Source organism: Thermogemmatispora onikobensis (assembly GCF_001748285.1).
GTDB lineage: Bacteria > Chloroflexota > Ktedonobacteria > Ktedonobacterales > Ktedonobacteraceae > Thermogemmatispora > Thermogemmatispora onikobensis.
Map to the genome: position 1 here is coordinate 1 of NZ_BDGT01000014.1, position 17247 is coordinate 17247.

At 60.2% G+C, this 17247-nt stretch carries 14 protein-coding genes; 9 read left to right on the forward strand and 5 right to left on the reverse strand.

The window, feature by feature from the left end; genetic code table 11:
• From BGC09_RS08180 to pyk, 3 genes are all read right to left on the reverse strand, one after another.
• Nucleotides 1-565: NAD(P)-dependent oxidoreductase (locus tag BGC09_RS08180; protein ID WP_275935501.1), on the reverse strand; the 565-nt coding region annotated here is incomplete at its 3' end.
• A gap of 36 nt (nt 566-601) precedes the next feature.
• A complete protein-coding gene (locus BGC09_RS08185) occupies nt 602-1765 on the reverse strand; it encodes a pyridoxal-phosphate-dependent aminotransferase family protein (RefSeq protein ID WP_084658168.1) in 1164 nt (387 codons plus the stop codon).
• A 302-nt stretch (nt 1766-2067) separates the two neighbouring features.
• Nucleotides 2068-3573 carry a pyruvate kinase gene (pyk, locus tag BGC09_RS08190; protein WP_069803403.1) on the reverse strand — a complete coding sequence of 502 codons (1506 nt, stop codon included), beginning with the start codon at nt 3571-3573 and terminating at the stop codon, nt 2068-2070.
• A 609-nt stretch (nt 3574-4182) separates the two neighbouring features.
• Between pyk and rpsP the strand changes: the two genes are divergently transcribed.
• From rpsP to rimM, 3 genes are all read left to right on the forward strand, one after another.
• Nucleotides 4183-4476 carry a 30S ribosomal protein S16 gene (gene rpsP, locus BGC09_RS08195; RefSeq protein ID WP_069803404.1) on the forward strand — a complete coding sequence of 98 codons (294 nt, stop codon included), beginning with the start codon at nt 4183-4185 and terminating at the stop codon, nt 4474-4476.
• Between the two features lie 27 nt (nt 4477-4503).
• A complete protein-coding gene (locus BGC09_RS08200; protein ID WP_069803405.1) occupies nt 4504-4734 on the forward strand; it encodes a KH domain-containing protein in 231 nt (76 codons plus the stop codon).
• Between the two features lie 61 nt (nt 4735-4795).
• Nucleotides 4796-5398, forward strand: coding sequence for a ribosome maturation factor RimM (rimM, locus tag BGC09_RS08205; RefSeq protein ID WP_069803406.1), 603 nt, complete (start codon nt 4796-4798; stop codon nt 5396-5398).
• Between the two features lie 378 nt (nt 5399-5776).
• Here rimM and BGC09_RS08210 read toward each other — a convergent pair whose 3' ends face one another.
• Nucleotides 5777-7591 (reverse strand): hypothetical protein, encoded by a 1815-nt coding sequence (locus BGC09_RS08210; RefSeq protein ID WP_141727693.1) that lies wholly within the window; start codon nt 7589-7591, stop codon nt 5777-5779.
• Between the two features lie 182 nt (nt 7592-7773).
• Between BGC09_RS08210 and BGC09_RS08215 the strand changes: the two genes are divergently transcribed.
• From BGC09_RS08215 to eccCa, 6 genes are all read left to right on the forward strand, one after another.
• Nucleotides 7774-8523 (forward strand): vWA domain-containing protein, encoded by a 750-nt coding sequence (locus BGC09_RS08215; RefSeq protein ID WP_069803408.1) that lies wholly within the window; start codon nt 7774-7776, stop codon nt 8521-8523.
• A gap of 33 nt (nt 8524-8556) precedes the next feature.
• Entirely contained in the window at nt 8557-9435 is an 879-nt protein-coding gene (locus tag BGC09_RS08220) for a protein phosphatase 2C domain-containing protein (RefSeq protein WP_069803409.1), read from the forward strand.
• Between the two features lie 128 nt (nt 9436-9563).
• A complete protein-coding gene (locus BGC09_RS08225; protein WP_069803410.1) occupies nt 9564-10496 on the forward strand; it encodes a serine/threonine-protein kinase in 933 nt (310 codons plus the stop codon).
• A gap of 300 nt (nt 10497-10796) precedes the next feature.
• Nucleotides 10797-11105, forward strand: a complete 309-nt coding sequence (locus tag BGC09_RS08230) for a WXG100 family type VII secretion target (protein ID WP_069803411.1) — start codon at nt 10797-10799, stop codon at nt 11103-11105.
• A gap of 180 nt (nt 11106-11285) precedes the next feature.
• Nucleotides 11286-11690 (forward strand): EsaB/YukD family protein, encoded by a 405-nt coding sequence (locus BGC09_RS08235; protein WP_069803412.1) that lies wholly within the window; start codon nt 11286-11288, stop codon nt 11688-11690.
• A 23-nt stretch (nt 11691-11713) separates the two neighbouring features.
• Entirely contained in the window at nt 11714-15832 is a 4119-nt protein-coding gene (gene eccCa / locus BGC09_RS08240) for a type VII secretion protein EccCa (RefSeq protein WP_084658170.1), read from the forward strand.
• 1 nt (nt 15833) lies between these two features.
• Here eccCa and BGC09_RS08245 read toward each other — a convergent pair whose 3' ends face one another.
• On the reverse strand, nt 15834-17093 hold the full coding sequence (locus BGC09_RS08245; RefSeq protein ID WP_069803413.1) for an ROK family protein: 1260 nt from the start codon (nt 17091-17093) through the stop codon (nt 15834-15836).
• Nucleotides 17094-17247: the final 154 nt, after the last annotated feature.

A 17247-nucleotide genomic window follows, 5' to 3' on the forward strand; every position in this document is an offset into this window, starting at 1 on the left:
CTGTCGAGACGTAGGGATCGAAAGCGATCACTTCCATCTCCAGGCCGCGGGCGCGCTTGGCCACCTCGCTTCCGACCTTGCCGAGACCAATGATCCCGAGCACTTTATTGCGGACCTCGCTGCCCAGAAAGCGGCTCTTCTCCCACTTCCCGGCCTTCATACTCCGGTCGGCAGCGGGAATATGGCGAGCCAGGGCCAGCAGCATGGCGATAGTGTGCTCGGCGGCAGCGATCACGTTGCCCAGCGGGGAATTCACCACCATGATGCCGAGGCGCGTCGCTGTCTCCAGATCGATATTATCCACGCCCACCCCGGCGCGCGCTACAATCTTCAGACGCTGGCCGGCGGTGAGTACCTCGCGTGTCACTTGCGTCTCACTGCGCACGACGAGGGCAGCGTAGTCGTCAATGATCGAACACAGCTCAGCGGGAGAGAGACCGGTGCGCACATCGATCGTGGCCTCTGGCAGATGGGTGCGTAGAAAATCGATGCCCTCCTGAGCCACGCGATCAGCAATCAAAATTTTAACAGTCTCTGTTGGCGCAGGCTGTCTATCCTCAGCCATCACCATAGCCTTGCTCCCCTCTTCCAGCAGCGGCGTTCAGTGGCCTGTGAAGCCGAAAGAGCGCAGGCGCTGCTCCACCTTATCCATTGCCTCGGCCAGATCCTCCTCGCGGAAGTAGCCCAGGTGGCCGACGCGGAAAATCTTGCCCTCCAGGTGCTCCTGGCCGCCGCCCAGCACGACGCCATCCTGCTCGCGTAGGGCCTTCATAAAGGCCTTACCATTGAAGCCCTCTGGCAGACGGACCGCTGTCACCGTATTCGAAGCATAGCGCGGATTAGCGAACAACTCGAGGCCCATCTCGCGAGCGCGGCGGCGCACATAGTCACCGGCCTGGCGATGGCGCTCAAAGATGGCCTCGCGGCCCTCTTCCAGCATCAGCTCCAGAGCGCGATCGAGGGCATAGAAGACGGAGACTGCCGGTGTCGTTGGGTGCTGGCCAACCTCCAGCTTCTTGCGCGAGCTGGCCCAATCGAAGTAGAAGCGCGGCAGTTTGGCGCTCTTATTAGCCTGCCAGGCGCGCTCGCTGGCGGCAATCATCATCACCCCGGGGGGAGACATCCAGCCCTTCTGCGAACCTGTAAAGACAACATCCAGGTCCCACAGATCCATCTCCAACGGGATGCAGCCCAGGGAGCTGACGGCGTCCACGGCGATCAGTGCGTCGGGATTATGCTGTCTGATCAGGGAGGCCAGTGTCTGGATATCGTTGGTCACTCCCGTTGATGTCTCATTATGGGTAACCAGCACGCCGCGGTAGGGGGGCAGCGTCTTCAGGCGGCTCTCTACCACATTCGGGTCGGCTCCCTCACCCCAGGGAAACTCGATACGGCTCACCTGTAGCCCATAGGTCTCGGCGATACGTGCGAAACGATTGCCGAAGGAGCCGATCGTAATCGCCACCACATGGTCGCCCGGGGAAAACAGATTCACAATAGCGCTCTCCTGGCCGCCGGTACCAGAGGCGGGGTACGTCAGAACCGGTGAGCGCGTCTGGAAAAAGTATTGCAGCCGTGCTGTGACACGGCGCAGAATAGCGGCGAATTCCGGCCCGCGGTGGTTGATCATCGGGCGGGCCATCTCTGCCAGGATCTCATCCGGCACCACGGTGGGGCCGGGGATACGGAGATTCTGCTTAGGGATCGGAGCCCGTGGCTCAACCTGGGGAACGGGGATTGAATTCTTTTCCTGCTGAACAGTCATGCACACCTCTTCTTCCTGAAACAGGACTCAAAAGCCGAGCCAGCCAGGCGGTACGTGCCAGCCAATATCTTGCCCCGTTGCAATAAGGCGCGGCGGGATAACATCGCTATTACCCGCCGCAGCCGATGGCGCTGGTCTGATGTTTTCCAGTATAGTCCTATTCAGCGAGGATGTCAAACGAAACGAGCCTCTGTCGACCTGCCGCTGCCCTCCTCAGCTCAACGGCGTCGCGGCGAGGAGGGGAGAGGAGGAAGAGCCCAGAGCAGGCGCTAAGGCGCAGCAACCTTGCTGGCCTGAGTAAGTTAGCTGGAGCGGGAGGTGCGCCCCTCGCCGATGCGATGCAGTTTGACAAAATTCGTGCGTGCGCGACTGGCGACCGGGAGTCCTCCCATGATCACCACGTGCTCACCTTCGCCGAGCAAGTGATCGCTCAAGAGGCGCTGCTCAACAGTGGCGATCAGCTCCTCGGTCGTCCCATGCATCTCGATCAGACGCGGCCAGACGCCCCACCAGAGAGCCAGCTGGCGATAGACGCGCTCCGAGGGAGTGTAAGCCAGGATCGGGCGGCGTGGTCGGTCTTTGGAGATCAGGCGGGCCGAGTTGCCTGAGCGCGTAAAGACCACAATCGCGCGCACACTGGCCTCCTCGGAGAGAGCGCGGGCCGCGTGGCTGACGGCATGCTCCTGAGAGAGGCGTTGGCAATGTGGCGGCTGCGCGGTTCGATCCTCGGCCTCTGTCTCCTGAATAATGCGCACCATCATCGCCACGGCCTCCACCGGATAGGAACCACTGGCTGTCTCGGCGCTCAACATCACGGCGTCAGTGCCATCGAGGAGAGCATTAGAGACATCAGCGACCTCAGCGCGCGTTGGCGTTGGGTTGGTCACCATCGACTCCAGCATTTGCGTAGCCGTAATCACTGGTAGCCCTAGCTGGTTGCACCGAGCGATGACACGCTTCTGGATCAGCGGCACCTTCTCTAAGGACATCTCGACCCCGAGATCGCCGCGGGCCACCATCAAACCATCGGCCACCTCCAGAATCTCGTCGAGACGCGCCACGGCCTCCGGCTTCTCCAGCTTAACAATCAGAGGGATATCGCCCGCGGGCTGCCTCCTACCTGCCTGGGCGGCCATCTCGGCCTGCAGCTTCTGGAGAAAGCGGCGGGCCTCAAGCACATCTTCTGGCCGACGGACGAAGCTCAAGGCCACGTAGTCAATGCCGTGTTGGACGCCGAAACGCAGATCGGCGCGATCCTTCTCACTCAGTGCTGGGGCGCTGACAGCCACACCTGGCAGATTCATGCCTTTGTGCTCCTTGAGCAAACCCCCGTGGACCACCTCGCAGCGCACCGCCTGGCCATCGCTGGCAAGCACCCGTAGCTCCATCAGGCCATCGTCAAGCAGGATGCGATCGCCGGGCTTGACGTCTTGAGCGAGCAGCCCATAGGTGGTAGGAATCACTGTCAGCTCAGTGCTCTGCTCTGAGAGAGGCGTGCCCTCGCCATTGGTGGCCGGTTCGCGCGTCGTGATAATCACCTGCCTGCCAGGCACCAGGCGCAGCGGCTGCCCGCCAGGCAAACTGCCAACACGGATCTTCGGCCCCTGCAGATCCTGCAGGATGGCCACGGGCCAGCCCAGCCGTGCCGAGATGCGTCGGATGCGCTCGATCACAGCGGCGTGCTCCTCGTGGGTGCCGTGAGAGAAATTGAGTCGGGCGACGTTCATCCCTGCCAGCATCAGCTGCTCCAGGCGCTCCTCACTGCTGCTGGCCGGTCCGATAGTACAGACAATCTTAGTACGGCGCATGAACAAACTATGCCCCCTCGTACTCTGCATTCGCGCCCCATTATAGCAGAGAGCTGGCGAGCGGAGTGCTCCCTTTCCTGCCTGCCGGACCCAGGGCTGCCAGCCCACCTTCGTCCCGTTCATTGTCCTCTGTAATCCGGGCCTGATGGTCGGAACGGCCAGTGATAAGCAGAGCAGGCGCGGACCTTTGCCCTGGGCAGACAGGGACGCCTCCATTCCATCTGTTGACAAAATTTTTCGCCCGTGCTATCCTGATGACGCCATTGGGGCCATGCCCTATGCCTTGTTCTGCATCTACTGCGTACGCCACCTAGGCAGCGGCACAGCGTTTGCTCCAGCTCTCTTGCTTCGGCGTTGTCTGTGCATGAAGCGCGCTCTCTGCCTCCGTATCGAACTGGGTAGAGGGGCAGGCGCGTCGTCCCCTGTGCCGGCTGGCTGGAGTGAGTGGAAGGGCAACTTGACGGGCGTGGTTCCGGCATCATATCAATGAGGGTGCTCGCTGGCTCTGTGGGAGCTGGCCACAAGCGTATGGGGCCCGGAGCAAGCTGGCGAGAGAGCAAGTACTGTTGAGGACTTTCTCCCGTTGGGGAGAGGTGAGAAGAGGGAAGCATGGCTGTTAAGATTCGTTTGATGCGTGTGGGTAAGAAGAAGGCGCCCAGCTATCGCATTGTTGTTGCAAACGCTCCTTCGCCGCGGGATGGGCGCATTATTGAAAATATTGGCTGGTACAATCCGTTGCGCGAGCCGGCGGCGGTGCAGATTGATGAGCAGAAGGCGCTGCGCTGGTTGCAGAATGGCGCACAGCCCTCAGATGCCGTGGTCGCGCTCTTCAAGAGCGCTGGAGTGCTGGAGCGCTTTGAGCAGAGCAAGACTGGTTCCGCCTCCACTGGTAAGGCAGAGTAGCTAGCTATGGCCATGAGAAATTCCTCAATGCGCCGCTTGGTGGAGTATATTGCGCAGTCGCTGGTTGATAACCCGGCGGCGGTGCAGGTGCGCGAGGTGCGCAACGACCGTCAGGCGGTGGTCCTTGAGCTGCGGGTGGCGCCCGAGGACTACGGCAAGGTGATCGGGCGAGAGGGCCGTGTGGCCAAGGCCCTGCGTACGCTAATGCGCGCTATGGGCACGCGCGAAGGCCGTCATACCTCCCTGAAGGTCGTCTAGCCTGGTCCCGCTGGCCCTCTTTTTCTCTCGGAAACTCCCAAGAGGAGACAGTGAGCGGGCAATGGCTACCAATTCTATGCAGCGTGATATGGAATGGGCGACCGTGGGACGGGTAATTGCTCCCTTCGGACTGCGCGGCGAGGTCAAGGTCCTGCCGATGAGCGACCTGCCCAATCGCTTTGCGCAGCTGGAGGCTGTCTATTGCGGTTCACCTCCCCGGCGCCATCGCATCGAGCATGTTCGCCCTTACAAAAGCGGCCTCGTCTTGCTGAAGCTGCAGGGCTTCGATTCGCTGACGGCTGCCGAGGCCCTGCGCAACTGCGCGCTACAAATTCCGCTAGCCGAATTACCTCCCCTGCCTCCCGATTCGTATTATCAGCATGATATCCTGAACCTGCGGGTCTTGACCCTCGATGGCCAGGAAGTAGGCTTGATTACTGAGATCTGGCTGACTGGTAGTAACGATGTCTACGCGATCCGCATGCGAGATGGCAGGCAGGTCTTGATCCCTGCCATCAAAGAGGTGATTAAAGAGATCGATCTGGTGCGCCGCACCATGTACATCGATCCCCTGCCAGGCATGCTGGATGATCGTGAGGCCATTATCGATCGTGGCGAATCAGAAGAGGTGGCAAACGAGACAGGCGAAGCGCTTGACCGCTAAGAGCCGCCTGCCTCTTGCTGGTCCCTCTTTCCCTGCCGGGCGCTGACGGCCCTGCTCTTCTGCATCTCGGTCTCTGAAGCTGCGCGTCAGAGTGTTGGCCTCCTGTAGCTCTCCTTCTTTCTCTCCTCTGCATCTGCCTCAGCGAGGGCCAGGCGACGAGCGGATCAAGCAGCCTGCTGTACCGGCTGCCAGATCAGACCTGTCCAGAGCCTCGGCCTGCGCTCCTCTCGACTGATAACCCCAGTTTTGAGGCCGATCTGCTTCTGATAGCTCGAGGAGGCCAGGCGCGCTGCGCTGCCCAGGTAGCGGAGACGAGAGCCGTCGGGCAGCTGTCCCCTGCCAGCTGAGGGTGGCGTTGACCGGATTGGGAGAGAGCTTTTAGACCTTATAAGGTGCCACATTCAGGGCCGCCAGTTCTGGCAAGTGATCGAAAATCCAGACCGCACCGCCGCTACGGAGGCCTGTGGCCGGATTCACCTCACCAATAAATGCCGTACGTGCCTGACTGAGCAAGTCGTCGAGCAGAGGGATGGTCGACGATGCCAGCAGCTGCTTGGGAGCCATATGGACCAGCTGGCGTGCATCCTGGCGTACCTGATCGAGATTAGCCTTCACGCGGTTCAGCTCGCTGTCGATCTGTCCGGCGAGCTGGCGCTGAGTGACCGAGGAATGGGGAGAGCTTGTCAGCGCGATCAGGTCCAGCTCGATATGGCGGATATAGCCGGGCACGGGCAGGGCCTTCTCATCCAGCGTTAGCAAAGGAACGCGCCCCACAGTTGGATCGACCAGGACGGGTGTGCCGCGGGGGACATCGTGGGAGACCAGCTCGGTGCCATCCAGGTAGTCCAGAATCTTCACCAGGGCCTGGTGCATCTCCGTGGCATTGCGCGGAACCCCGGTGCCGCGGGCTGCCGAGGCCCACTCGAAGATCTTGCTCACGTTCTCAAAGAACCAGACGCTGAGCCCTCCGTGGAGCGATAACTGATCCAGCTGAGGCTCGCTGCTAAGCAAGTGTCGCAGATGGTCCAGATTGCTATAGTGGACCATAGTATTGCCGACCGTCTCAGCCTGGGGATCTGGCACCTGGGGGATCTCTGCGTAGTAGCGCCAGTGGGTCAAATCAGCGGTTGGCGAGTCGGGCGTCAAAGCCGCGCTTTCCTCTGTGATCAGAAAGCGACTATAGCTATTCAGGAGATTTTGGTGATTGGGGCTGTTGTAGCGCAGATCGAGGTGGCCATTCACGGGAGTGAACTTCGCTAGCAACAAAGCGCCCCCGAGCTGACTTTTATCGCGCAGCAGCCAGGCGTAGAAACTCTGGCCGCTCTGAGGGGAACGTAGATTCTGCAGATGAATATCGAGTCCATCACAGATCCCGGTCGTATTATCGGCTCCGGTCAGACCAGTATTAAAAAACTCCAGGCGGCCATAGCTGATAGCGGCGGCGCTGCCAGTGGCGGGCGTCTGAGCGGAGTGGGTCAGGAGCAGAGCCATGACGGTGCCGAGAACCAGCGTAGCGACCAGCAAGAAAGAGAGGCCAATGATGGCTCGTCCTCGCTCCGTAGTTCCAAAGTAGAACTCCTGCAGAGGGCTGGCGGAGGAAACGAGCCTGCCAGGGGGGAGAACTGGGCGATCGTAATGAGCTTGAGCCGAAGGGCGGGAAGGAAAAGCTGCGAGCCCGCCTGGAGCGGAGCCAGGCGAAGGGGTAGGCGTCAGGGCCTGAACCGTCTGAGGGGGAGCAAGCAACGGCGCTCGCTCTTTTTCCAGCGTCAACACCAGCTTCTCGATGGCCCGCGGATAATCGTAGGAGCCGTCGAAAGTGGGCAGAGCGGTCCACTCAGAAGGTGTCTCCGTCGACGACCCCTCGGGACTGGCCAGGAAGCGGAGCGCCCCCTGCAAGCGGTGCTGCTCCAGGAGCTTCAAAGCCGTATTGACGGCCATGCGTACCTGATAGGACTGAGCCGTTGTAGAAGTCTGAAATAGGATGAACCACTGGAGATCGGGCAGAGTCTGATTCAAAAAGGAGAGAAAGCCATCGTCGCTGACATGGCTCGGATACACAATGACGGTAGCACCCACCTCCTCAAGCCGCTGGCGCAAACGAGTTAGAATTTGTAATTCCTGATGAGCCTTTGTATCAAGGTCATGACAAATGAAGACGCCAGGCGAACTCATGACGTGCCCTCGCTTTGGCATAGGATATGGCTCTTCTTAACCAGCAAGAATATCTCTGTGAGTATAACATGGTGTGGTATCATATTCAAGCTGAGGGTGTTTTGAGAGGCCGCGTTACTGGCAAAACGGGAGGCTGACGGGTCATAAGCGCAGCGGTCTTCAGCGGCCCGACTAATTTCTGGACCGGAGAGGAGGCAGAGACGATGTACTACACGCAGCCGGCGACCTCCCTCACGCCGGCGCTGGTCATCTACCTGATTGATGCCAGCCACTCCATGAATGACCCCTGTGGCCCCACCACCAAGATGGGGCTGGTCAACCGGGCATTGAAGGAAGCAATCAAAGACATGGTCCGGCGTTCCATTCGCGATGGCATTGTCCAGAGGCGCTACAAAGTAGCGATCTTTGCCTATAGCACAGCAGTTGTCGACGTGCTGGGGGGGGTCCGCGACTTGCCGGAGCTTGTCAAGCACGGCGTGCCAGTCATCAGCGCTGGCGGAGAGACCGACACCGCCGTCGGCTTCGCAGCAGTTGAGAGCCTCCTGCAAAAGCACCTTACCGAATTTGACGCCTGTCCTGCCCCTCTAGTCTGTCATCTGACAGACGCACTCATCACAGCCAGCGATCCCACGCCGATCGTGCGCCGTATTCAAGCGATGGCCGTACGTGATGGGCCGGTGCTCGTTGAAAACGTCTATGTGGCCGATAACATGTTGCGCGCGCCAGTCCGCGACTGGCATCAGTGGGGAGGGGTCACCCGTCCTGGCCAGCTCACGAACGACTATGCGCGCTTTCTCTTCTCCCTCTCCTCACCGATGCCGGAGATCTATCGGCAGAATATCAACAACTACGGCTACAACCTGCAGTCGGGGGCGGCCCTCTTCTTCCCGGGTGTTCACACCGACCTGGTGCGTCTGGCCTTCACCATCTCGACCGCGACCCAGCTGAAATAAGATCGTCTCGCGCCAGAGGAAGGAGCGAGAGCCATGCTATCCGAGGACATCGAGCGGACAGAGCAGCCTGAGCCAACGCATCTACGCTTTGAGACCGATCGAGAGAGCGAGTACTTTACCTCGCACACCATCAATAACCGGGTCGTTTTACGGCTGCTATCGCTGCGCAGCCGCGAAGCCCAGACCCAGGCGCTGGCCAATCAAGACTATGCTCGAGTCGTGGCCAGTCGCGATGGCACAGCCCTCTACTTCTGTGTCTGCGACGGCGTGGGCAGCTCATATCGCGGCGACTTTGCGGCCCGGTATCTGGGCCGCGCCGTGGTTGCCTGGTTACAAGAGCAAGAGGCGCGCACAGGTACGGTCAGGACCATAGCGGCCCGCCTGCGCCAGCGCATGGACGAATGGGCGCGAGCTGCCCAGGAAGAGCTGAGGAGCCTGCCCCTGGCGCCAGAGGCGCCGGCGCTTGTACGCGAGGTGCTGGAAGAGCTGCGGGAGGACTACGGTAGCGAGACCGTCTTTCTGGCTGGACGCATCGCTCTGGCTCCCTGGGAGGCCCAGCTACAGATAGCTCGCCCCACTGAAGCCTTGCTCTGCTGGATGGGCAATGTCGCTGCCCGCCTCTTTGTCTCCGGCGAACACTCCTTTACACTCGGGGGCAGCACCGATGATGAAGGACGCTGGTCAACGGTACGCGGCACGCGCGGCTTGCTCAATGCCTGGAGCGTGGGCCTTTCCACCATTGAGCGCCTGATCGTCTACACCGATGGCCTGCTGCCTCTGGCCTCCTCTCTAAGCGAATTAAACGATCAAGAGCTGCAAGAGCGCGCTCGTGAGCTGCTGCTGCTCCCGGAAAACGACGATATGACCGCGCTCGATCTGCACTGGCTGCCAGCGGGCCACCCGCCCGGGTAAGGCCCTGCGAAAGGCGGGATGACCGTAGAATCAGCAACTCCCTCCTGGTACGCACTGGCCTGCCTCACACCTGGCCTGGTGCCGTTCGCACTGTGAGAGAAGAAGAAGAAGGAGAAGGAGATTGAGCGGTGACACGCTTTCAACCGTTTCCTGGCATGTTTTTGCGGATTGGCTCATCCTATTTCGAATTTCTGCCCCATCCCCTGCTGCCAGCTGACAAAGAAGCCGTATTTGTACTCGAAGGGGGAGAAGCGCTCGTCTATCAGGTGCGCAATCTGGATACGCAGGAACGCTGGGCCCTCAAAGTCTTCAAAGCCTCCTATCGTGGGCCACACCTGATGCGTGTGACGGAGGTGTTGCAGCGCCATGCCCATCTGCCAGGTCTCTATCTGGGCTACCGCATCTGCCTCACACAAGCCCACTATCCAGAAGCGATCGGAGCTTTTCCCGAGTTAGAGTACGCCGTGCTGATGCCCTGGATTGAAGCACGCACCTGGGCTGGTCTCATGCTGGATCAAGCGGCCAGCGTGAATTACAGCTTTGAACAGGCGCGCCAGCTGGCGCTCGCCACAGCTCAGGTACTCTGGAACCTCGAGATTCACAGCCTGGCTCACGGGGACATCGCTGGGAGCAATATCTTGCTCACGCCACAGCTCAGTGGGGTCCAGCTGCTGGACCTGGAGGGCCTCTATGCCCCTGGCCTGCCTCAGCCCAAGAAAGTCAGCTGGGGATCACCGGGCTACCAGCATCGCAATCTACCGCGTCAAGGTCAATGGGGCCCCCACGGGGATCGCTTCGCGGGCGCTGTGCTGCTCACCGAAATGCTTACCTGGTGGGAGCCGCGCGTTCGCGCCTACGTCGCCGACCACGCGGAAACGCTTTTTTCCCCACAGGAATTGCAACAGATTCAGACTCCTCTCTGGCGAGTGGTGCGTGATGTACTGCTCTCTCTCAGTCGAGACTTGCTCTACCTCTTTGATCAAGCCTGGGCATCCTCAAGCCTGATAGAATGCCCTGAACTGGCGACATGGGCCATGACACTCTATTCAATTTTCGTGTAGTCGCATTGCTTTTTCGGAGAATAATCGGTATCATTTTGTCTAAAGCATGTTATACGAATGCTTCTTGAATTGATGTATTGATATGCTTGAGCCGCTGCAAGACAAGGAGGGCTCGCAAGCGGAGAGGCCGGGCAAGGCGCTCTCGCCTGGTAAAAGAGATGGGGGAGACAGGCGGAGCAAGCGAGGTATCTTGGGCGTGAGCTTTGCCGAGCTGACCTCAGCTGTTTTGTGTGCTTCTGGGGGCTGGTCTCAAGCATTCCTGGGTTTGGTTGTCACATTCACAGCGAGGAGGAACCTGCCATGTCCTCACAGGGGGATCTGATTGGTGGTCGTACCCATCAGATGGATGCTGCCGCTCAGCGCTTTCTCACGGAGCTTGCGAACTTTGAGCCGGCTGTCCAGCGCATTACCGCTGCGGTTGCGGACCTGGAAGCCGACTGGTTTGGACGCGGCAGCGTGGCCTATCAGAATGCCATGACTATCTGGAATACGCATATGAGCGCGGTCCTGCGCGATCTTGAGCAGCTCACCAGGGGCTTGCAGGGCAGCTCGACAGCCTTGCAGGATCTGGACCATACGATGGCCTCCCTGTTCAGCGGCTACGAGTGATCGCAGGGAAGCAAAGCAGCACAGTCAGCAGAGACATCCCCTCTCGCAGCCTATTCTCTGGCGGCCTCTGGCTACAGTCGACGGAGGCCGCCAGCACTCTGAGCACCTCAATTTGCAAGAGTGGCAGGGCATCGCAGTCCAATCCCACCGGGTACTGCCGGGGAAAGGGAGGGAGAAGCTATGCGTAACAGAGCACTGGTAACCGTTGTAGGGCCGGACCGTGCTCTCGATCTAGAGCTGCCGACTGATTACACTATCGGTGAACTGCTTCCTTTTCTGTGTGAACTCTGTGCTGCCCCCATGAGCAGGTCGACAGGAGGCGAAGGGGAGGAAGACGGGGAGGCAAGGGCAGAAGAGGAGTGGCTGCTCTTCATCGAAGGGTTCCCTGATCCGCTGGCTTCAGGGCAGACGCTGAGCGAGGCCGAGGTATGCGATGGCATGCGTCTGCTGCTCCGGACTCTTCCTCCCAACAGCGACCAGGTTGCTGCCGCTGACACGCAGGAGCTATTCTTGCCCTCCTTCATTGTCCCAAGCGACAGCACGGGCGGTATTGGAGTAACCTGGGAACAGCTCCCGTTATCCTGAGCTGGCCATGATGAGAAGGTGTTATGCAGAAGCAGGCTACTACCTTTTATCGTCCAGCTCGCGCCTACCCGCCGCGGCTTCCGGACGACGAGATTGTCATTAGCGCCCCACCAACGCTGCAGCCAGCCCAGAGCGGTCCACTCAACTGGCTCCAGTACGTTTTGCCAGTACTGGGCAGCGTGGGATCGGTTCTTTTCATGTTCACCTTCCATACGAACCCGCTGATGATGGTGCTCAGTGGGAGTATGGGAGGTCTCATGATCTGTTCCGGCCTGATCATGGGCTTTGTGCAGCGCTATGCGCTGAAAAAGCAGCAGCAACAGCAGCGCAGCCTCTACCTCGCCTATCTCGAACGGGTGCGCAAGCATCTGCTTGGTCTGGCCAAGGAGCAGCGGCTCATTGAGCAGCGGCTTTATCCTTCCTATGAGGAGCTGGCGGAGCGCGTCGAGAGCCGTCAATACCTGTGGGAGCGGCGCCCCACCGACTTTGACTTCATGATGACCCGTATCGGCTTCGGGCCTGGTCCCCTCTGCTGCCCTCTGCGCGTAGATAGAGGTGATGCCAATTTCATGGTGCAGTATGTACCAGAGCTACGAGCCCAGGCTGAGGCGCTGGTTGCCGAATATAGCTATCTCAACGATATGGCGGCCACCGTCCCTCTGCGCTCCTTTGGCACTCTAGCGATCAGTGGGGACCTCCATGCGGCCCGGGCCTTGGCGCGGGCGATGATCTGCCAGCTCGTGACTTTTCACGCCCCGGAAGATGTGCGCTGTGTGGTCTATTTCCCTGGCGAGCGCGTTGAGGAATGGAGCTGGCTGAAATGGCTGCCCCATGTGCGGCGTCTCCATCAGGTCAAAGCCGAGCGTCGCTATGCGCCCGAGCAGCTCTGTATGCTGGCGACGACTGCCGAGGATCTACGGCGAATTCTGCAACAGCAGATTAAACCAGAGATCGAGAGGCGCACTCGTCTAAGCGAGGAAGCCGGCAACGACCAGCAGCAGCGCAAGCGCGCCGCTCAGGCCTGTCTTCCTCACCTGGTGGTGGTGCTCGATGGCTTTTCCCCCCATCGTCCCATTGGCCAGCTTCCCGAGCTGGAGCAGCTTTTTGTCGAGGCTCCCCGGGCCGGCGCCACGGTACTCTGCCTGGTTGAGGATCGTTCTCAAGAGCCGGCGGCCATTCAAGCGCGACTGGCCCTCTCGGAGGTGGGCGGCCTCCACTTTGAAGAGATCGCCTACGGTGGCCGCCGTCTGGAGGGCCTACTGCCTGATCATGTCGAGCCGACCCTCTGTGAACGCATCGCTCGCAGTCTGGCCCCGCTTACTCTTAGCGAGGCTACCCAGCAGGATCTGGCGCAGGATATCCGCTTACTTGAACTCTTGGGCCTTCCCTCCGCTGATAGCTTCAGTCCTGACGAGTGCTGGCGAACGAGCGAGCGGGAGCACGAGGATTTCTTGCGTGTTCCCATTGGACGCCGTGCCGATGGGTATCCCCTGCTCCTCGACCTGAAGGAGGCCGCCGATAAGGGGATGGGGCCGCACGGCCTGATTGTGGGCGCTACTGGTTCTGGGAAGAGCGAGCTGCTGCGCACGCTGGTCAGCGCTCTGGCTATGACCCACGACCCGCGCTCTCTCAACTTCGTGCTGATCGACTTTAAAGGCGGGGCCTCGTTCAATGATTTCCAGGCCCTTCCTCACGTGGTGGGCGTGGTGACTAACCTGCAAAGCGATCTCGCGCTGGTTGATCGCGTCTATGCGGCTCTGCTCGGCGAGCAGCAGCGACGCCAGCGCATGCTGCGTGACGCAGGTAACCTCGACAATATTAAGCAGTATCGCGCCAAGTGGAAGATGCATCCCGAGCTGGAGCCAATGCCCCATCTGCTGATCATTGTCGATGAGTTCGCCGAATTGATTGCCCAGCGTAGCGATTTCTTGGATCTTTTTGTGACGATGGGGCGTGTCGGGCGTAGCCTTGGCCTCCACCTCCTCTTTGCTACCCAGCGTCTGGAGGAAGGGCGCATCAAGGGATTAGAGAGCCATCTGCGCTATCGGATCTGTCTGCGTACCTACAGCGCGGCAGAGAGCCGGACAGTGCTGGGAACGGCAGATGCCTACTACCTGCCCTCGGTCCCAGGTATGGGCTACTTCAAGGTCGATGTCGAGACCTATGCGCTCTTCAAGTGTGCTCTGATCTCAGTCCCCTATTTGCCATTGAAAGAACAAAATTCGATAGAAAGCAAGATCCGCGTCTTTACTGCTAATGGAAAGCTTCTGCACTACCAGCAAGTGAGAGGCAATGAGCGCGGGCCCTTGGTCTCTCGGGCCGTACCTGGTTCTGCCGAGCTGCATACAGAAATGGATGTCATTATTGAGCGCCTGGCCCAGGCGGTGCCGTCGGCCTTCACGCGGGCCATCCACCAGGTCTGGCTGCCTCCGCTGCCCCATGTTCTCACGCTTGAGGCGGTGCTTGCCCGCACAGAGCAGCCGCGGCTGACGGGGTGCTACGAGAGCGAGATTCCGCCCTTTGGCGATTTGCGTGTGCCGGTTGGCCTGCTTGACAAGCCGCTAGAGCAGGCGCAAGAGCCGCTGTGGCTGGATTTCTCCGGCACTGGTGGTCATCTTTCCATCGTTGGGGCGCCCCAGTCCGGCAAGAGCACCTTTCTACGCACGCTGGTTACGGCTTTTATGCTGACACATACGCCGCGCGATGTCCAGTTCTACTGCATTGACATGGGAGGGGGCCGCCTGCGCATCTTTGAGCAGGCCCCTCACGTGGGCGCTGTCTGCAGCCGGCCCGAGCGCGACAAGATCAGGCGCGTGGTGCGTCAGATGCGGCGAGTGATCGAAGAACGTGAATTCCTGTTCCGTGAGCGCGGCATTGACAGCATGACAACCTTCCGTGCCATGCGCCAGCGCGGCGAGCTGGATGACGTGCCCTTTGGCGATGTCTTTCTGATCATCGATAACTTCGCCCAGTTCCATCAAGACTTCGATCAGCTGGAGCCTGACCTGGTCGAAATTGCCTCTAGCGGCCTGGCCTATGGCGTCCATCTGATCATCGCAACCAGCCGCTGGGCCGAGGTCCGTCCCCGTTTGCGCGACAATATTGGCACGCGCTTAGAGCTGCGCCTCAACGACCCTGTCGATTCGGAGCTAGGGCGAGCGCTAGCGGCGGCCATTCCTGCAGGTGTGCCGGGGCGTGGGGCCAACCGTGAGAAACTCTTCTTTCAGATTTCCTTGCCGCTGCTGATAGATGACAGGCAGGCAGAGATCGAAGATCTCCATCAGCGTGTTCAGCAGTATCTCCTGAGCCTCATTGAGCGCATACGTCAGGGCTGGAAAGGATTAGTGGCCCCGCCGGTCTTGATGCTGCCGCCGCTGGTGCGCTGGGAAGACCTGCCGGAGCCGTTGCCTGGGGAGCCGCCAGGGGTACCGATCGGGCTGGAAGAGTTTCGTCTGAAGCCAATCTATATTGATCTGATTGGGGGTGGTCCCCACTTCCTGATTCTGGGCGACAGTGAGTGTGGCAAGACCACGCTGCTGCGTAGCTGGATACGTGGTCTGGAGAAGCGCTACACGCCTCAGCAGGTCGCCTATGCTATCATCGACTTTCGCAAGCGGCTGCTGGACTTTATCGACAGTCGGTCCTTATTGGTCTATGCCTACAACAGCCAGACCTTAACGAGCTGTGTAGGCAATCTCAAAGTGGACCTGGAGCGACGTCTCAGGAAGGTCTCGGAGGTGCCGTTGAGCGAGCTACGTCGCCCGCGGCAATGGGATGGCAGGCATTACTTTCTCTTCGTTGATGACTATGAGGCAATTGGGGGGATGAGCGGCAGCCCACTGATGCCACTGCAAGAATACCTGATTGTGGGGGGCGATATCGGCTTCCATCTGGTGCTTGTACACCGTGTGGGAGGGGCCTCCCGAGCTCTGTTTGAGCCGATCATGCAGCGTCTCCGCGAGATGGGAACGCCGGGCCTCATCATGAGCGGTGACCCGATGGAGGGGAAGCTCTTACACGGCCAGGCGGCGACGCCCTTGCCACCTGGCCGGGCCTACCTGGTGCAGCCGAAGCATCCACCGATGTTGGTGCAGCTCGCCTTTGCGGCGCCGCAGTGGGAGGAGCCTCAACCCGCGAGTTAGGCTAACGATCGCGACCGTGCAGGCGGCGAGGATTCAGTCGGGGATGGGGAGGCGCTGCGGGACCAAGGTCGTCGGGTAGGTGAGGTCCTGGTAGAAGGGGACGCTCGGCGAGCGAGCGACTGAGATCATCGCTGGTCGGGGGATAGCGATAGGAACGGACATCCCGCCTCTGGGCAGCGGCCAGCTCTTCACGCGCCGGTCCGCCTCCGCCAGCCAGCGCAGAGGGCTGCTGAGAGGGTGGTGCAGGTAAGGCCCCCTCAGCCTGGCTGGCTGGTACAGGAGCCAGAAACGGTACGGCGCTCCCGATGAGAGCGGCATCCCGTCCCAGATACGCCGGAACAATGCTCAGAGCCTGTACACGCTGGCTCTCCTCCACCGTCGGTGGCCCCCCAGATTGTGAGAGCAGCGAGTGGCGCAGATGGCTGAGCAGGAGCTCGTCGGCATTGAGCAGGCCGTTACCCACTACTACCACCTCGGGAGCAAAATGGCGCACATAATGGGCCGCAGCAACTCCAAGCCAATGCCCTACCTCCTGATAGAGAGCGAGCGCCAGCCCATCGCCTCGGGCCGCTTCCTCGGCCAGCAATTGGGCGCTGAATTGCTCACGATTGCTAAGGCGCTGAATCAGACTACTCGGCTCACCCCTACGAGCGGCGCGCTGAATCAGACGCTGGAGCGCCTCTAGCGAGACCAGGGTACTGATGCAGCCGCGACGCCCGCAGCTACAGCGCGGGCCATTATTGGCGACAGGCAGATGACAGACGTGGCCAGTGCAGTCGCGGGCCGTCGGCTCCGGTTGCCCATCGCTGATCAGGGCCGCTCCCACAACCGCTTGAACGGTGAGCAGCAAAGCACGACGTCTGCTCCTGGCGGCGCCAAAGGCATATTCGCCCAGCGCCGCCGCATCCACGTCGCTGTGCAGGCGCACGGGCAGGTGATAGCGCGTTTCCAACAGATCGCTCAGGGGGAAGTGGTTGAGTGAAGGCAGGAGAGGAATGAGAAAAGGACGGCGGTATGTCTGGTCAAGTTTTCCTGGCAAGGCCAGGCCAATGCCACGCAAGGCGTAGCCTGCTCCCGTGGCTCGCTGCAAGGCGGCATCTATCGCTCGTAGATATGGCTCCAACGTGGCCCGTGCTGGACGCCCGCGCAGCGTTCTGGCTTCGAAGCGCTCCCAAACCTGACCGTCGGCAGAAATAATTGCGATCGTTGCCCGACTGCTTCCAATCTCCACCCCGACCGCTGCGCTCAGCTCTCGCACCATATCATGATCCTGCTAGCGGCTTCTGCCCGGGTGCAGCACTCTATCAGAACAAATGTTCTACATGTGGTAGACCCGGGCAACATATGCAGAAACAATAACTACAGTTTATGCAATTCAAAGTATACTCACTGTTGAGAACATTTGTCAAGAGCAT

Excerpts from the sequence above, each read along its gene's own strand:
- BGC09_RS08185 (WP_084658168.1), bottom strand. The coding sequence starts at position 1,765 with ATGACTGTTCAGCAGGAAAAGAATTCAATCCCCGTTCCCCAGGTTGAG.
- pyk (WP_069803403.1), bottom strand. The coding sequence starts at position 3,573 with ATGCGCCGTACTAAGATTGTCTGTACTATCGGACCGGCCAGCAGCAGT.
- rpsP (WP_069803404.1), top strand. The coding sequence starts at position 4,183 with ATGGCTGTTAAGATTCGTTTGATGCGTGTGGGTAAGAAGAAGGCGCCC.
- BGC09_RS08200 (WP_069803405.1), top strand. The coding sequence starts at position 4,504 with ATGCGCCGCTTGGTGGAGTATATTGCGCAGTCGCTGGTTGATAACCCG.
- rimM (WP_069803406.1), top strand. The coding sequence starts at position 4,796 with ATGGCTACCAATTCTATGCAGCGTGATATGGAATGGGCGACCGTGGGA.
- BGC09_RS08210 (WP_141727693.1), bottom strand. The coding sequence starts at position 7,591 with ATGCCAAAGCGAGGGCACGTCATGAGTTCGCCTGGCGTCTTCATTTGT.
- BGC09_RS08215 (WP_069803408.1), top strand. The coding sequence starts at position 7,774 with ATGTACTACACGCAGCCGGCGACCTCCCTCACGCCGGCGCTGGTCATC.
- BGC09_RS08220 (WP_069803409.1), top strand. The coding sequence starts at position 8,557 with ATGCTATCCGAGGACATCGAGCGGACAGAGCAGCCTGAGCCAACGCAT.
- BGC09_RS08230 (WP_069803411.1), top strand. The coding sequence starts at position 10,797 with ATGTCCTCACAGGGGGATCTGATTGGTGGTCGTACCCATCAGATGGAT.
- BGC09_RS08235 (WP_069803412.1), top strand. The coding sequence starts at position 11,286 with ATGCGTAACAGAGCACTGGTAACCGTTGTAGGGCCGGACCGTGCTCTC.
- eccCa (WP_084658170.1), top strand. The coding sequence starts at position 11,714 with ATGCAGAAGCAGGCTACTACCTTTTATCGTCCAGCTCGCGCCTACCCG.
- BGC09_RS08245 (WP_069803413.1), bottom strand. The coding sequence starts at position 17,093 with ATGGTGCGAGAGCTGAGCGCAGCGGTCGGGGTGGAGATTGGAAGCAGT.